Source organism: Saccharopolyspora thermophila (assembly GCF_014646075.1).
Taxonomy (GTDB): domain Bacteria; phylum Actinomycetota; class Actinomycetes; order Mycobacteriales; family Pseudonocardiaceae; genus Saccharopolyspora; species Saccharopolyspora thermophila.
Genome location: NZ_BMMT01000002.1, coordinates 307,787 through 323,979 on the forward strand (window position 1 = coordinate 307,787; position 16,193 = coordinate 323,979).

Annotated in this window: 12 protein-coding genes; 6 read left to right on the top strand and 6 right to left on the bottom strand. The window is 69.3% G+C overall.

Annotated elements, in window-relative coordinates:
• Positions 1-110: 110 nt before the first annotated feature.
• Entirely contained in the window at positions 111-1,670 is a 1,560-nt protein-coding gene (locus tag IEY17_RS04880) for a class I SAM-dependent DNA methyltransferase (protein ID WP_188985874.1), read from the top strand.
• A gap of 290 nt (positions 1,671-1,960) precedes the next feature.
• On the top strand, positions 1,961-3,634 hold the full coding sequence (locus tag IEY17_RS04885; RefSeq protein ID WP_188985876.1) for a hypothetical protein: 1,674 nt from the start codon (positions 1,961-1,963) through the stop codon (positions 3,632-3,634).
• A 54-nt stretch (positions 3,635-3,688) separates the two neighbouring features.
• Here IEY17_RS04885 and IEY17_RS04890 read toward each other — a convergent pair whose 3' ends face one another.
• The 3 genes from IEY17_RS04890 to IEY17_RS04900 form a co-directional block, all read right to left on the bottom strand.
• The gene (locus IEY17_RS04890; protein WP_188986288.1) at positions 3,689-5,242 is read right to left on the bottom strand and encodes an alpha/beta hydrolase; all 1,554 of its coding nucleotides are present in this window, start codon (positions 5,240-5,242) and stop codon (positions 3,689-3,691) included.
• A gap of 242 nt (positions 5,243-5,484) precedes the next feature.
• Positions 5,485-6,144 (bottom strand): HNH endonuclease family protein, encoded by a 660-nt coding sequence (locus IEY17_RS04895; RefSeq protein WP_188985878.1) that lies wholly within the window; start codon positions 6,142-6,144, stop codon positions 5,485-5,487.
• Positions 6,145-6,276: 132 nt separating this feature from the next.
• Complete coding sequence (locus tag IEY17_RS04900) at positions 6,277-7,032, bottom strand: lysophospholipid acyltransferase family protein (protein WP_229679878.1); 756 nt, start codon at positions 7,030-7,032, stop codon at positions 6,277-6,279.
• Between the two features lie 213 nt (positions 7,033-7,245).
• Here IEY17_RS04900 and IEY17_RS04905 point away from each other — a divergent pair, with 213 nt between their 5' ends.
• Together IEY17_RS04905 and IEY17_RS04910 are read left to right on the top strand one after the other, a co-directional pair.
• On the top strand, positions 7,246-9,705 hold the full coding sequence (locus IEY17_RS04905; RefSeq protein ID WP_188985881.1) for a DNA translocase FtsK: 2,460 nt from the start codon (positions 7,246-7,248) through the stop codon (positions 9,703-9,705).
• Between the two features lie 218 nt (positions 9,706-9,923).
• On the top strand, positions 9,924-11,198 hold the full coding sequence (locus IEY17_RS04910; RefSeq protein WP_188985883.1) for a sialidase family protein: 1,275 nt from the start codon (positions 9,924-9,926) through the stop codon (positions 11,196-11,198).
• Between the two features lie 110 nt (positions 11,199-11,308).
• On the opposite strand, the gene IEY17_RS04915 is transcribed toward IEY17_RS04910, so the two are convergent.
• The 3 genes from IEY17_RS04915 to IEY17_RS04925 form a co-directional block, all read right to left on the bottom strand.
• Positions 11,309-12,553, bottom strand: coding sequence for an alpha-hydroxy acid oxidase (locus IEY17_RS04915; RefSeq protein ID WP_188985885.1), 1,245 nt, complete (start codon positions 12,551-12,553; stop codon positions 11,309-11,311).
• Positions 12,554-12,663: 110 nt separating this feature from the next.
• Positions 12,664-13,233 (bottom strand): phospholipase, encoded by a 570-nt coding sequence (locus IEY17_RS04920; protein WP_188985887.1) that lies wholly within the window; start codon positions 13,231-13,233, stop codon positions 12,664-12,666.
• Positions 13,234-13,391: 158 nt separating this feature from the next.
• On the bottom strand, positions 13,392-13,907 hold the full coding sequence (locus tag IEY17_RS04925) for an amino-acid N-acetyltransferase (protein WP_188985889.1): 516 nt from the start codon (positions 13,905-13,907) through the stop codon (positions 13,392-13,394).
• Positions 13,908-14,123: 216 nt separating this feature from the next.
• Between IEY17_RS04925 and rimO the strand changes: the two genes are divergently transcribed.
• Together rimO and pgsA are read left to right on the top strand one after the other, a co-directional pair.
• Positions 14,124-15,560 (top strand): 30S ribosomal protein S12 methylthiotransferase RimO, encoded by a 1,437-nt coding sequence (gene rimO, locus IEY17_RS04930; RefSeq protein ID WP_188985892.1) that lies wholly within the window; start codon positions 14,124-14,126, stop codon positions 15,558-15,560.
• Positions 15,557-16,171, top strand: coding sequence for a CDP-diacylglycerol--glycerol-3-phosphate 3-phosphatidyltransferase (gene pgsA, locus IEY17_RS04935; RefSeq protein WP_188985894.1), 615 nt, complete (start codon positions 15,557-15,559; stop codon positions 16,169-16,171). Before rimO ends, pgsA begins: the two co-directional genes overlap by 4 nt.
• Positions 16,172-16,193: the final 22 nt, after the last annotated feature.

Below are 16,193 nucleotides of genomic sequence, written 5' to 3' on the forward strand. Positions count from 1 at the left end.
CTCCGCCGTTCACCTGGATGTCGCAGTGCGTATCGGAGCCGTTCCGGGAAGTTGTGTCCGGGGCGGTCGGTAGAGTGCCTGGGTCAGGCGTAGGTCAGTGAGGGAGCACGGTGAGCGCTGCTGGGAACCAGGCCGAGACTCGTCGGCTGGTCGACAAGCTGTGGAGCTACTGCAACGTCCTGCGGGACGAGGGCGTGTCGACGATCGACTACGTCGAGCAGCTCACCTTCCTGCTCTACCTCAAGATCGCTGACGAGAAGCAGAGCGATCCGTTCGTCCCGCAGAATCTCCTCCCCCGGGGAGAAAAGTGGCACGGACGCGGCTGGTCCGAGCTGAAGGACCAGGAGGGGCCGGAACTCAAGCGCCGGTATGAGCAACTGCTCGCTGACCTGGGTGAACAGCCTGCCGGTACGCCGCACAACCTGATCTTCGGCAAGGCGCAGAACAAGATCCAGAACGCGGCGAACCTGGCCAGGTTGGTCAAGGACCTGATCGGCCGGGAGACCTGGTTGATCCACGGCACCGATGTCAACGGTGACGCCTACGAGCAGCTGTTGTCCCGGGGCGCGGCGGACACCAAGTCGGGCGCCGGGCAGTACTTCACCCCGCGCCCGTTGATCGACGCCATGGTCCGGTGCACCCGCCCGACCATGCAGGACACGATCACCGATCCGGCCTGCGGCACCGGTGGCTTCCTGCTCGCCGCGCACGCATACATCGTCGACCACTACGTGAATCTGGATGCGCCGGATCACGAGCGGGAGCGCGAGCGGGAGAAGCTCCGCCAGATCGCCAGCAACATCTGGGGCACCGAGCTGGTCCAGGGAACCGCACGCCTCGCGGCGATGAACCTGCTGCTGCACGGCATCGGTTCCTGGGAAGAGGAACCCGCCATCGCGGTGGAAGACGCGCTCGCCAGGAAGGGACGCACGGCGAGCCTGGTGCTGGCCAACCCGCCGTTCGGCAAGAAGTCCTCGATCACCGTGGTCAACGAGGACGGCAGGGCCACCCGTGAGGACGTGGCGTACAAGCGCGAGGACTTCTGGGTCACCACCACCAACAAGCAGCTCAACTTCGTCCAGCACATCGCCAAGCAGCTCGACATTCCCGGTCGCGCCGCGGTGGTCGTCCCGGACAACGTGCTCTTCGAGGGCGGGGCGGGCGAAACCGTTCGGCGGAGCCTGCTGCGCGACTATGACGTGCACACGCTGTTGCGGCTGCCCACGGGCATCTTCTACGCGGGCGGGGTCAAGGCCAACGTGCTCTTCTTCGACGCGAAGCCGCCCGCCGGGATAAACCAGCCGCTGACCAGCAAGCTCGCCGTCTACGACTTCCGCACCAACCAGCACTTCACGCTCAAGACCAAGGCGCTGCGCGCCGAGCACCTCGACGACTTCGTCGAGTGGTATCTGTCCGCGGACCGGCCCGAGGACCGCAAGCCCAACGACCGGGTCAAGGTCTTCGACTACGAGGAACTCATCGCACGGGACAAGGTCAACCTGGACCTGATCGGCTGGGTCAAAGACGAGTCCGCCGAGGACAGCGACTCGCTGCTGCCGCCGGAGGTCATCGCGGCCGAGATCGTCGAAGACCTGCAGGCGGCGCTGTCGGAGTTCGCCGCCGTCGCCGAGGCACTGGGCGCGCCCTCCAAGGAGACCGACGCGGACTGACGCCGGCGTTGCTCTCCTGGCGTGACAGTCGGTCGCAGGCTGATCACTTCGACACGCCAGCAACGTACGCCCTGCTGTGATACCTGGGCCCGGAGTCACCCGTCGGTCGAACTCCGGGAATTCCCTGCTGGTCGAGAGCGGTAAGGAGCCGCATGCTGGGCTATCGCAGCGTTTTCCAGGTTGCGTAGGGCAAGGAGGACATCCTCGAACTCACCAGACAGCAGCTGCACTCCTGGTTGCGGTCCAAACGGTATGACAGTGACGCCCTGAAACCAGGTCGACCGTCACGTTTGGCCGAGGGCGTCGACGGCACCATGCTGGAAACCACAGGGCAGGACGGCTCCTACGCGCTCCGGGTTCGCATCACGGAGCAGCAGGACACCGGTACCTGGACAACCCAGCTGACCGCTCGCATCCCTGGTGACGATGCCTTCGCGCTGCTGTGGTTGGACGTGGTCAATCCCGAGGTCCTCGCACCCGAGGGCGAAGAGCCGCGCCAGCGACGCCAGTGGACCGCGACGCCGCGACTGGCGCGGGGCCTGCTGACCGTCCTTCCCGCGTACGACAGCACCGCGCGACTGGACGTTCGTCCGCGCCAGATCTCGGGTGAGGAGGCGCACGAGCTGGTGGACGTCGTGCGCGATGCCAGGCGGCGAGGGCCTGTCTACGTCGCGGGCAGTGAGGAGTCCCTCCCGAAGACGCCTTGGTTCGACCTCATCGCGAAGCTGCTCGAAGAGACCGTGGGAATCGGTTCCGGTTATGTCCTCGACCCCGAAGCGACCGAACTCTTCCGCCGCGCTATGGGCGACACTCACCAGGTTCGGCCCGGGACCATGCGGACTTTCCTGCCGGGCGCGGTGCCGGGCGATGCGGCCGACGCGCTGCGTCATCGGGTGCTCAGCACCGGGCGCATCGTCGAGGACAAGCAGCCCCGCCTGACCAGGTTGTTGGGTTGGCGTGCACGTGACGTGGCGATTGAGACCCGATTGCCCAGCGCCGCAACGCGACTCGACCGGCTGTTCGAAAAGCAGCTCAACGTTCTCCTCGTCGGGGACGGAGCCGAACCCACCGCCGTGGGCGCGGTGGCACCGGCGATCCAGCGAACGCCCGGTCTGGTGGTCAAGGCAGCGGATCTGCAGCTCCTCCGTCTGCTGCGGGACGAACTCGGCGAGCCCGAACTCACACCAAACCGGTTGCGTGAGTTCATCGCGTTCGCCCGTCTCGGACAGCGTGAACAGGTGAATCGGCAAGCCCTGTCCCAAAGGCTCGCGGAACTGGAGGAGCGCAACGCCGAACTGCAGCGATCGCTGGATGAGGTGAGCGAGCAGCTGGACGACGAGACCCTGGAGCTGGCCGAGGCTCGTGCCGAGCTCGTCAAGGAAGTGGCCACGAACAGGCACCTCCGGGGGTTGCTCCGCAAGGCACAGCGCTGGGAGGACGCGTGGTCGCACCCAGCGCACTCAGAAGCGGACGAACTGCCGGACTCCTTCGATGACGTGCTGACCGGGATCGCGGAGCTGCGACACGTGATCTTCACCGGCGACCCCGCGCACGCCCTCGACCTGGAAGAAAACGACCGGATGGGCATCTGGGCAGGCAGGACGTGGGATGCGCTCCTGGCGCTCGAGGACTATGCGAAGGCATCGGCGGAGGGGCGTTGCAATCGCGATGTCGACGGCTACCTGCGAAACCTGCCGGACGACTGCCGAGGATATCCCGCCCACCAACACGCTCGCGACGAAACGGCGGACGTTCGCAACAACGTCAAACTTGCGGGAATCCGGACTTTCCCGGTTCCGATCGAGGTGGACCCGAGCGGCCGCGTCTTCATGGGCGCGCATTTCCGAATCGCGAAGTTCGGCATGGTCAGCCCGCGGATGCACTACTTCGACGCCACGCGGCGGACCGGCAAGATCTACGTCGGCTACATCGGAGCTCACCTGAAGAGCAGGATGACGAACTGACCACGCGAAAGGGCTGGGCTCGGCGTGGGAGACCAGCCCTTTGCGCTCGTCGGGTCAGTGCCAGTTGGATTCGAGGGCCTTCTGCAGGACCTCCGGTTGGTGCGGACGGGCGGTCGCCGTGGCCAGGCCCTGGGGGACCGGCTGCGGCAGCGGCTCGCACGTGGTGTCCGGGCCGTCGCCCGGCTGGCGGGCCGGGAGTTTGCCGGTGGCCAGGTAGTCCGCGATCTGGTTGTCCAGGCAGGCGTTGCCGCTCAGCGAACCCGAGTGCGTCGTGCCGCCGGGCAGGCTGATCAGGCTGGCGTTCGGGAAGCGCTTGCGGGCCTCCAGGGCACCTGGGAACGGCGTGGCGGCGTCCAGCTCCTCGCTGATCAGCAGGGCGCTGTCCACGCGGCTGCCGTCGACGTCGACCGGCTTGCCCGCCTTCGCCGGCCAGAACAGGCACGGCGCGTTGTACCAGGCGTTCGCCCAGGTCTCGAACGGTGCCTTGGCGTACACCGCCCAGTTGTCCTTGCGCCACTGCGTCCAGCTTGTCGGCCACTGGACGTCGGTGCACTGGACCGAGAGGTAGACGGCGAAGCTGTTGTCGTCACCGGGGGTGTTGGCGCTGTCGTAGATCGTCTTCAGCGTCTGCCAGTCGCCGTGGTGCACCCAATCGGAGAACGCCTTGGCCCGCGCCTCCCATCCGGCCTGCGTGTAACCCGCGGTCAGAAACAGGTCGGTCCACTCGTCGGAGCCGATGACCCCGCCGGCCGGGTGCCGGTCGAGCCGGGCCAGCTGGTCGTAGAACAGTTTCTCCACGTCAGCGCCGGTGGTGCCGAGGTGGTAGACCGAGTCGTATGTCGCGATCCAGTCGAAGAAGATCTTGATGTTGCGGTCGAAGGCCACGTCCTGGTTCAGATTCGCCTGATACCAGACGTCGTTGACGTTGACCACGCCGTCCATCACGACCCGGCGCATCCGATCCGGGTGCAGGGTGCCGTAGACCTGGCCGAGGTAGGTGCCGTAGGAGAACCCGTAGTAGTTGATCTGCTCGACGCCCAGCGCCTTGCGGATGCTCTCCATGTCCTCGACGACGTCGGTGGTCTTGATGTGCTCGAGGAGCTTGCCGGTGTTGCCGCAGGCCCGCGCGTAGCCCTCGGAGCGGTCCAGCCACGTCCGCTCCAGCTCCGGTGTGGTGGGCACGTAGTGCGGGCGGTCGTAGGAGAAGTAGTTCGGGTCGCACGAGATCGCGGGCCGACTGGATCCGACGCCGCGCGGGTCGAAGCCGATCCAGTCATACGCCGCGCCGGCGCCCTTCGGCACGTAGGCCCCCAGCATGGACAGCACCAGTCCCGACCCGCCGGGGCCGCCGGGGTTCACCAGCATGACGCCCTGGTACTGGTCGTCGGGCACGGTGTGCCGGACGCGCGACACCGCGAGCGACACCTTCTCCCCGTCCGGGTCGGCGTAGTCCAGCGGGACGTCCACCATCCCGCACTCCGCCCCGGCCTGCTGCAGGGCCTCGTCCGCGCACTGTCCCCATTGGATGGGTTGCGGCTGGAACTCCGGTGTCGGCGCGGCGGCGGCCCCGATGGCCGGTGACAGGACGACCAGCAGACCGACCGCCATCGCCGCAGTGACGAATTTCCTCACGATTGTCCCCGTCTGTCCAGTTGGACGCACCGTCCAAAGGCGAGCAATGTGGACAGTAAAAGGGACGATCCGCAGACGGGTTGCTCGATTGGCGAGAAATGGTCTCCCTGGGCGACTCTCGTCGGTGGTCGGCGCTCACCCGCCCGAGTGCCCTCCGTTGCCCGTTGGTGGGACGCCGGGTGCACGACGCCGGGTCGCGCACCCGGTACGGCGACGCCTCAGTACGAGCAGGTGTTGAGCATGCTCTGCAGCGCTGTCTTCTCGGCGGACTGCAGGGTCAGGTCCCAGCGGTACTTGGTGTGGATCCAGAACTTCGCATAGCCGCAGTGCGAGCTGGCGCGCGGCGGCTTCCAGGACGCCGGGTCCTGGTCGCCCTTCGCGCTGTTGATCTCGGTGGTCACCGCGATCAGCTGCGGGCCGGTGATGTCGTTGGCGAACGCCTCCCGCTTCGAGGTCGTCCAACTGCTCGCGCCGGAGCGCCACGCCTCGGCCAGCGGCACGATGTGGTCGATGCTGATCTGCGAGGGTGAGGTCCTGGTGACGCCGTCGTAGTAGCTGTACCAGCTGCCGGACGTGGGATAGCAGTCCGAGCCCACCGAGACGTTGCTGCCGTCGCGTTTGAGCACGGTTTCGCGGGTGTTGCACGAGCCCGAGACGGTGCTCCAGTGCGGGAACTTGTCCCGCGAGTAGCCGGTCATGGACCCTTCCGAGCGCACGGTGAGGGCGTTGAGCTCGGACTGGACCTGGGCCTTGCCGGGGACGTCGGGCGGGAACGCGAGAGCCGTCGGCGCGGTCGCGACCGAGAAGGCCACGACCGGGGCGAGGGCGAAGGAAAGGAGGAACGGGAACCTGCGGATGGTGGCGCTGGGTAATCGCATGGCAGCCTTCCGGTCAACGAGGAACGGAAACCCCACCATCATCAGTGACGATGTCACAGAAGCGGGCTCTGCGTGACCACATCGCTACCTGGAGTTGAACAACGGCGGCGAAAGCCGCGGTGTCCGGCGCAGTCAGCCGGGGCTGTTCGGCCGCCAGGGGCTGCGTTTGTCGGTGGCCGGGCGGGTTGGGTCCTGATGGCGCGGTGCGTCGGGTTCACCGGCGCGCAGGGGCGTCAGGCCGGCCGTGATCGCGCGCATGATGCGATCCCGCGCCCGCGCCGCGTCACCCACCCGGTCGGCGGATAGATCGCTGAGGTCGACCGGGGCGCCGAAGTGCACCTTGAGCACCGGTCGGCGCAGCAGTGCGCGCAGCCAGGAGGACAGCAGGATCCACAGGTCGCGGGCGCTTTCCACGCGCACCATGCCGTAGCACATCGCCTCGTGCGCGCCCCACTGGCTGATCGGCACCACCGCGGCCCGCGCGGCCAGGGCGATCCGGGCCACGCCGGTCTTGCCGCGCTCCGGCCACATCTCCGGTTCCAACGTGATGCGGCCCTCCGGGTACATCAGCACCGGGTGCCGGGCACCAGCCAGCGCGTCCACCGCCCGGCCCAGTGCCTCCCCGGCGTTGCTCTTGCCGCGGTCCACGCGCACGTGCCCGCACGCGCGCAGCACGTGGCCCAGCACCGGCGTGTCGAACAGCCCGCCGGTGGCCAGGAAGCGCGGTGCGAGGCGCAGCTTCCGGCAGGCCGCGATCAGCACCAGCGCGTCGATGTTGCCGATGTGGTTGGCCGCCAGCACCAGTGGCCGGCCGCGCAGCTCGTCGGGGACGTCGCCGGTGACCTCGAGGCGGCCGGTGAGGGCGATGACGGCCTGGTCGACGCGCATCAGGGCGCGCCAGAACCGCGGCGCGTCGTGGAACAGCTCCTCGCGGTTGGTTCGGCGTGTCGGCTCGTGCGGTCCGGAAGGCAGGGCGACCATGACGGTCGAGGATCTCATGCGCACCGCCCTGGTTGGCGCGGAACGCCGGAAAATGCGCCTCGCCAGTGAACCTCCGTGGCTGGTGTGAGCGGAGAGGCGGGTGCGGATACCGTGTGGGGTATGGCGAGCCGGACATCGAATGGGGGACGTGGCTCGACGCGCGGCAAAAGCGCAACCAAGAGTAACGGCGCCGCTGCCCGGAGTCGCGGCTCGGGTAAGTCGGGCACCACCCGGAAGAGCAGCGGGAGTGCCAAGCCGCGCCCGGGATCCACGCACGCCCCGCGCAGGTCGAAGCGCACGTCGAGGGCGACGACCGCGAGCGGACTCGCCCGCGGCATCGGCGGTGTGGTGCGGGCGGTCGGCAGGACCAGGGAACTCGACCCCGCGCACCGGCGGGACGGCCTGGCGCTGATCTACCTGGCCACCGCCGTCGTCGCGGCCGCCGGGGTCTGGTGGCGCGCCGGGGGACCGGTTGGGCACTGGTTCGACTGGGCCCTGCGCTCGGTCATCGGCATGGCTGCGGTGGTGCTGCCGGTGGTCCTGCTGGTCACCGCCGTGCTCCTGATGCGCACCGAGGCCACCGCGGAGGCCAAGCCGCGGGTGGTCATCGGGACGCTGCTGCTGGTGCTCAGCACTCTCGGGATCCTGCACATCCTCTCGGGTTCCCCACTCGACCCGGAAGCCTGGGCCCAGGCCGGAGGTGCGCTCGGATTCGTCGCCGGTGGCCCGCTCGCGCATGGCCTCACCGGCTGGGTGGCCGTCCCGGTGCTGGTGCTGATCGGCCTGTTCGGGCTGCTCGTGCTGACCGGCACCCCGGTCCGCGAGGTCGGCTCGCGGCTGCGCGAGCTCGGCCAGCGCGAGGCGGAGGCGTCGGTGGCCGAGCCCGCGGAGGTCGCCGCCGAGCCGTCGACGGTGAAGCTGCGCCGCCCGTCCCGGCGCCGCCAGGCCGCGATGGCCGACGAGGAGCGCCAGCTGTCGCTGGACGACGTGCCGCCCCAGCCGCAACCGGCCCGGCCCAAGGCTGCGGCGGTGCCCGCCAAGCCCGTCGAGGACAAGCCGAAGAAGAGCACCAAGCCGCGGATCAGCCGCAGCGTCGAGGGCGACTACAAACTGCCGCCGCTGGACCTGCTCGCCGACGGAGACCCGCCCAAGAGCCGCAGCCGCGCCAACGACGCCATGATCGAGGCGATCACCGCGGTGCTGGAGCAGTTCAACATCGACGCGCAGGTCACCGGCTTCACCCGCGGCCCCACGGTGACCCGCTACGAGGTCGAGCTCGGCCCCGGCGTGAAGGTCGAGAAGATCACCGCGCTGACCAAGAACATCGCCTACGCGGCGGCCACCGACAACGTCCGGCTGCTGGCACCCATCCCGGGCAAGTCCGCGGTCGGCATCGAGGTTCCCAACAGCGACCGCGAGATGGTGCGGCTCGGCGACGTGCTGCGCTCCGCGGAGGCGACCAGGGACACCCACCCGCTGGTGATGGGCCTCGGCAAGGACATCGAGGGCCACATGGTCACCGCGAACCTCGCGAAGATGCCGCACCTGCTGGTGGCCGGCTCCACCGGCTCCGGTAAGTCCAGCTTCGTCAACGCCATGCTGGTGTCGCTGCTGGCGCGGGCCACCCCGCAGGAGGTCAGGATGATCCTGATCGATCCGAAGATGGTGGAGCTGACGCCGTATGAGGGCATTCCGCACCTGATCACGCCCATCATCACCCAGCCGAAGAAGGCCGCCGCCGCGCTGGCCTGGCTGGTGGAGGAGATGGAGCAGCGCTACCAGGACATGCAGGCCAACCGGGTGCGCCACATCGACGACTTCAACCGCAAGGTCCGCTCCGGCGAGATCACCACCCCGCTGGGCAGCGAGCGGGAGTACCGGCCCTACCCGTACATCCTGGCCATCGTCGACGAGCTGGCGGATCTGATGATGACCGCGCCGCGGGATGTCGAGGACGCCATCGTGCGGATCACGCAGAAGGCGCGGGCCGCCGGCATCCACCTGGTGCTGGCCACCCAGCGGCCCTCGGTGGACGTGGTGACCGGCCTGATCAAGACGAACGTGCCGTCGCGGCTGGCGTTCGCCACGTCGTCGCTGACCGACTCGCGGGTCATCCTCGACCAGCCGGGCGCGGAGAAGCTGATCGGCATGGGTGACGCGCTGTACCTGCCGATGGGCGCCTCGCGCCCGGTCCGGGTGCAGGGCTCGTTCGTCTCCGACGAGGAGATCCACCGCATCGTCGCGTTCACCAAGGAGCAGGCCGACCCGGAGTACACCGACGGCGTCACGGCGGCCAAACCGGGGGAGAAGAAGGAGATCGACGCCGACATCGGCGACGACCTCGACGTGCTGCTGCAGGCCGCGGAGCTCGTGATCACCAGCCAGTTCGGGTCCACCTCGATGCTGCAGCGCAAGCTGCGCGTGGGGTTCGCCAAGGCCGGTCGGTTGATGGACCTGCTGGAGTCGCGCGGCGTGGTGGGGCCCTCGGAGGGTTCCAAGGCGCGCGAGGTGCTGGTCAAGCCTGATGAGCTGGAGGCCACGCTGCTGGCGATCCGCGGCGGACCGGCCGACGACGAGTGAGGCACGTCCCCGCGGTCTTCCGGTCGCGGGGACGCCTTCGTTCTCCACGTTTTCACCGACATTTTCCCGGTTGACTCGGAGCTTTTTCTCGCACTACTCCGTCTGCGCCTCGCGATGTGCGCTGAACGGAATCGCAAGACGGGTCGATTTTCGGGATTCCTGCGATATTCTCCCGCCCGCTGACGGTTCATCCGCCTGCGACGCGAGGGGTTTCGCGCATGGTCCTCCGGAAGGCCCGAGCCTGGCTGCTGGCGTTGTTGTCGGTGTCGGCGCTGGTCGCTTCCCAGCAGTCCGTCGCCGGAAACCCGGCGCCACCACCGGATATCGGAACGTCCGATGTGGAGAAGGGCGAACTACTGCGGACCGGCGGCAGCAGTTATCCGCGGATGGTGCGGTTGCAGCATTCCGGTGCCGCCAACGGTCGAATCATGGCCAGCATGACGACCTACGCGGATCGGGCGGGATTCGCGGTCATCTACGAAAGCCGCGACGACGGCGCCACCTTCCAGCAGGTCGGTGAGATCCGCGATCCGGAGGGCGCGGACGAGAAGGGTATGTGCTGCTCGACGCTGTACGAACTGCCGCAGCGCATCGGGGACATGCCCGCCGGCACGCTGCTGTGGGCGGGAACGGCCGGCGTCGGCGCGGACGCGGCGGAGCGGCGCAGCAGCATCCGGGTGTGGCGCAGCGACGACCAGGGCCGCACCTGGAGCTTTGTGTCCACGATCGTGCAGGCCCCGGTGGGGCCGGGCGTGTGGGAGCCCGAGTTCACCGTGTCGAAGCAGGGCGACTTGGTGGCGTTCTACTCCGACGACGGGGACCCCCAGCACGACCAGAAGATCGTGCAGGTGCGGTCGAAGGACGGCCTGACCTGGACCGACCTGCGGGACACGGTGAAGAACGACGACTTCTACGTGCGTCCCGGGATGCCCGGGGTCCGGCAGCTGCCAGACGGCACGTACGTGATGGTCTACGAGGTCTGCAACTACGACCCGGTGCACATCTGCACGGTGTGGATGCGCACCTCGCCGGACGGCTGGGACTTCGGCGACCCGTACGACCTGGGCACCGAGATCCTCTCGGAGACCGGTGGGCAGCCGCTGGGCACGCCGACGATCGCGTGGGCGCCCGGGCCGGGCCCGAACGGGCGGCTGCTGCTGGCGTACCAGATGCTGGCCAATGACAACGGCGGCTGGGCGCCAGGCAACGGACGGACGCTCATGGTCAACGACAACCCGTCCGACCTGGCGCGCGGGTGGCGGGAGTTCCCGTCGCCGGTGCAGATCAGCTACAACCAGGGCAGCGTGTGCCGGAACTTCAGCCCGACCATGCTGCCGACGCGGGACGGCCGCTCGGTCGTGCACATCACCACGGACTTCGAGAAGTACATCGGCGGTCCGTGCGAGGCGTTCTACGCCACAGGCCAGATCGACGCCGGTACTGCGGCGACGACGCACGACGTGCGGCCCATGGACCCCCGGCCCGGTCGCTGACGCCGACGGTCTTCTGCCGGGGATTCCCTTGCGCTGCGCGGATTGTCTTCGGCCCGGTTCCCAAGTTCAGGCGAACGTGGAAACTCCCTGGGCGCCGAGCCGGAGTCCGCTCACGCCGTCGGCGGGTCCGTGTGGACGCAGTGTCGGCGGAGCGCGGCGTGGGTGGTGTCGAGGTCGCTGATCGCGTGCACACCGAGGAGCTGGAGGGTGCGGACCACCTCGGCGCGGAGAATGTCCAACGCACGTTGCACACCCCGCTCGCCGCCGGCCATCAGGCCGTAGAGGTAGGCGCGGCCGACCAGGCACGAGTCCGCGCCGAGGGCGATCGCGGCCACCACGTCGGCGCCGCTGGTGATGCCGCTGTCCAGCATGATCTCGGCGCGGTCGCCGATGGCCTCGCGCACCCGCGGCAGCAGTTCCAGCATGGTCGGCGCGCGGTCGAGCTGGCGGCCCCCGTGGTTGGACAGCACCACGCCGTCGGCGCCGAGCTCGACGACCCGCCGGGCGTCGTCGACGTTCTGGATGCCCTTGACCAGCAGCGGGCCGCGCCACAACTCCCGCAGCCACACCAGGTCGGTGTCGTTGAGCGACGGGTCGAACATGGCGTTGATCAAATCGTGTGCCGTGCCCGGCCAGTGCCGGAAGGAGGCGAACGACAGCGGCTCGGTGGTGAGCAGGTTGAACCACCACGCCGGGTGCATCGCCGCGTCCAGGATCGTGCGCAGCGTCAGCTCCGGCGGGATCGTCAGGCCGTTGCGGGCGTCGCGGAGCCGGGCACCGCCGACCGGCGTGTCCACGGTGAGCATCAGCGCCTCGTACCGGGCGTCGTGCGCGCGTCGCACCAGCGCCTCGCTGGCTTCGCGGTCGCGCCACAAATAGAGCTGGAACCACCTGCGGGAACCGGGCGCCACCGCCGCCAGGTCCTCGATCGAGGTGGTGCCCATCGTGGACAGGGCGTAGGGGATGCCCGCGCGGGCGGCGACGCGCGCCACGGCGGTTTCGCCCTCGTGATGCATCATGCGCGTGAACCCCGTCGGGGCGAACGAGAAGGGCAGCGCGGAAGGCTTGCCCAGCACCACCGTTGTTGTGTCCACTTCGGACACATCGCGCAGCACCGAGGGGCGGAACTCGACGTCCCGGAACGCCTGCCGGGCTCGCCGCAGGCTGATCTCGGCCTCCGCCGCGCCGTCGGTGTAGTCAAACACGGCGCGGGGCGTGCGGCGGCGGGCGATGGCGCGCAGGTCGGCGATGGAGTGAGCGGCGGACAGCCGCCGCGCGGTCGGGTCGAGCTGCGGGGGCTTGACCCGCAGCAGGGGGCGGAGTTCGGACCAGCGGGGCAGTTGCCGCTTCACCATCGGTGCGGACTCCCTTCTGCAGCCGTGCGCATGGAACAGTACCGCCGCGGCGCGGCGGGTCACACAAAAAGAGGCACGCCCGTGGGCACGCCCCTTCTCGCGGTCCGGGCTCAGCCGGCGGAGCCGACCTCCACCACCTCGCCCCTGGCGTTGACCGCGCGCCACTCCAGCAGGTCTCCCGCGCTGCTGAGGATCGGCTTGATCTGGGCCAGGTCGATGGCCTGCCCGGTGGAGCTGGCGACGCCGCCGAACTCCCGGACCGCGAAGTAGTAGATGTTCGCGGTGGCGCGGCAGGCCAGGTCGCTGCCGCAGGCGGAGTACAGGTCGGCGCGGAAGTTGTCGTCGATCTGCTTTCGGGTCTGCTCGGTGAACCGCTGCTGCTTCTTGTAGTTGCGGTAGCCGAAGTCGTGCCGCTGGCAGCTGGGGCGGAACTGGAAACCGAGCGGTTCGTCCGGCGACATCGAGCAGCCGTCGGAGGACCAGTCCAGCTGGTCGGCGTAGGGCTGCCGCTCGCGGGTCTCGCTGAAGGAGTCGAGGGACAGCTGGAAGAGGTAGGTGTCGGTGACGGTGCGCAGCTGGGCCGGGCTGAGGTCGGCGTACGCGGTCCCTGCGGTCAGCAACAACGCCCCGGTGGCGGCGGCGGTGACGACGAACCCACGGCGCCCTGAGCTGTGTTCCACGATGCGACTCCTCGAACCCGAAGCGGATCAACTCCCCGTGTTATATCGGGTGCTGGAGGGGCGTGTGGGGTACTTGTGGACGGTGCACGAGAACGGTGGACAAGCCCTTCAACCATCCGGGGCAACAGCTCGCTGTCGGTGAGCCGCGTCCACCGCCGTCAGGCGAGGTCGAGCAGCATCCGGGTGTTGCCGAGGGTGTTCGGCTTGATGTTGGCCAGGTCGAGGAACTCCGCCACGCCCGCGTCGACCGAGCGGCGCATCTCCTCATAGACCTCCGGGCTCACCGGTGCGCCGTCGATGGTCCGGAAGCCGTGGCGGCCGAAGAACTCGGTCTCGAAGGTCAGCACGAAGACCCGGAGCAGGCCGAGCTCGCGGGCCAGTTCGATCAGCTGTCGCACCAGCCGGTGACCGATGCCGCGGCCCCTGACCGCCGGGTCGACGGCGACGGTGCGGATCTCGGCGAGGTCCTCCCAGAGCACGTGCAGGGCGCCGCAGCCGACGACCCGGCCGTCCAGTTCGGCGACCCAGAACTCCTGGACGTCCTCGTACAGCGTCACCAGGTCCTTGGCGAGCAGCACCTCGCCGGCGTAGGTGTCGACGAGGGACTTGATGGCCGGCACGTCGGCCACCCGAGCCCGCCGAATCGTTATCGTTGATGACGCATAATCATGCATGCAAGCATCGTAGCGTCGCCCTGGCTGGGCGGGCATGCGGATTTCCGGCATGGTGGTCGATCAGTGACGTGATCGCGCGGACGTCGCCGTCTCCGGGTCCCTTGACTGTCACGTTAGGTAAGCCTGATCGTGATCCACGGTAATCCCGGCCACCGCACGTCCGAGGGTGGCGGGCTCGTGCGCAGCCCGCCGGACCCGGCCCGTTAGGCTCGTCGCATGTCAACCGAGCAGAATCACCGCCGAGTCGCCATGGTCACGCTCGGTTGCGCGCGCAACGAGGTCGACTCCGAGGAGCTCGCCGGCACCCTGCACGACCGCGGCTGGGAACTCGTCGACGCCGACGAGGCCGATGTCGTCGTCGTCAACACCTGCGGCTTCGTCGAGTCGGCCAAGAAGGACTCCGTCGACACCCTGCTCGCCGCCGCCGACACCGGCGCGAAGGTGGTCGCGGTCGGCTGCATGGCCGAGCGCTACGGCGCCGAGCTCGCCGAGCATCTGCCCGAAGCCGACGCGGTGCTGGGCTTCGACCACTACCCGCAGCTCGCCGACCGCCTCGACGACGTCCTCGCGGGCCGCACCATCCAGGCGCACCAGCCGCAGGACCGCCGCACCATGCTGCCGATCACGCCGGTCGCCCGGCCCGCCGCGGCAGCCGAGGTCGCGGTGCCCGGCCACGGCTGGGTCCCGGGGGCCCGCACGACAGCGCGCCGCCGGCTCGACGACTCCCCGGTCGCCGCGCTGAAGCTGGCGTCCGGCTGTGACCGACGCTGCTCCTTCTGCGCCATCCCGTCCTTCCGCGGCTCCTTCCTGTCCCGCCCTCCGGAGGAGGTCCTCGGCGAGGCCGCGTGGCTCGCCGAGCAGGGCGCCAAGGAGTTGTTCCTGGTCAGCGAGAACTCCACCTCCTACGGCAAGGACCTGGCCGACCCCCGCGCGCTGGAGGTGCTGCTGCCGAAACTGGCGGCCATCGAGGGCGTCGAGCGGGTCCGGGTGTCCTACCTGCAGCCCGCCGAGACCCGGCCCGGCCTGGTGCGCGCCATCGCCACCACACCCGGCGTGGCCCAGTACTTCGACCTGTCGTTCCAGCACTCCAGCGAACCGGTGCTGCGGCGGATGCGCCGCTTCGGGTCCACCGAGTCGTTCCTGGCGCTGATCGAGCAGATCCGCGAGCTGGCCCCGCAGGCGGGCATCCGCAGCAACGTCATCGTCGGCTTCCCCGGCGAGACCGAGGACGACTTCGCCGAGCTGCAGGACTTCCTCACCCGTGCCCGGCTGGACGCCATCGGCGTGTTCGGCTACTCGGACGAGGACGGCACCGAGGCCGCCGGCTTCGACGGCAAGCTCGACGAGGACACCATCGCCGAGCGCGTGGCGCAGATCTCCGCGCTGGCCGAGGAACTGGTCGCGCAGCGCGCCGAGGACCGCGTCGGCACCGAGGTCCGGGTGCTCGTCGAGCGCGTCGAGGACGGCGAGTGCACTGGTCGCGCCGACCACCAGGGACCGGAGGTGGACGGAGAGTGTGTCGTCACTGATCCTGGAGAGGTCGGGGTGGGCGATGTGCTGCGCTGCCGGGTGGTCGCCAGCGAGGGCGTGGACCTCGTGGTGCGCCGGGTCGACGGCACGCCCGCCGAGGACCGTTCCGGGGAGCAACCATGACGCCCGACGGCACGGCACCGAACTCCGCGGCGGCGCGGCCCGAGAGCGTCCCGCTGGTCAACATCGCCAACGTGCTCACGGTGTCGCGGTTGGCGCTCGTGCCGGTGTTTCTGGTCGCGCTGTTCTGGGCGGACGGCCATGACCCGCTGTGGCGCTGGATCGCCACCGGGGTGTTCGTGCTGGCCTCGATCACCGACCGCATCGACGGCGCCCTGGCGCGGCGGCGCGGCCTGGTCACCGACTTCGGCAAGGTCGCCGACCCGATCGCGGACAAGGCGCTGACCGGCGCCGCGCTCATCGGCCTCAGCCTGCTCGGCGACCTGGCCTGGTGGATCACCTGGGTGATCATCGGTCGCGAGCTGGCGATCACCGCGCTGCGGTTCTGGGTGATCCGGCACGGCGTGATCGCGGCCAGCTACGGCGGCAAGGTCAAGACGTTGCTGCAGGCGGTGGCCGTCGGCCTCTACCTGATGCCGCTGGGCGGGTGGGCCGAACCGGTGCGCTGGCTGGTCATGGGCGCCGCGCTGATCGCCACCGTCGGCACCGGGCTCGACTACGTCGTGCGGGCGCTGCGGCTGCGCGCGGCCGGGCGGGCGAAGGGCCAGGCGTGATCCCGGAACTGGTCGGGCTGCC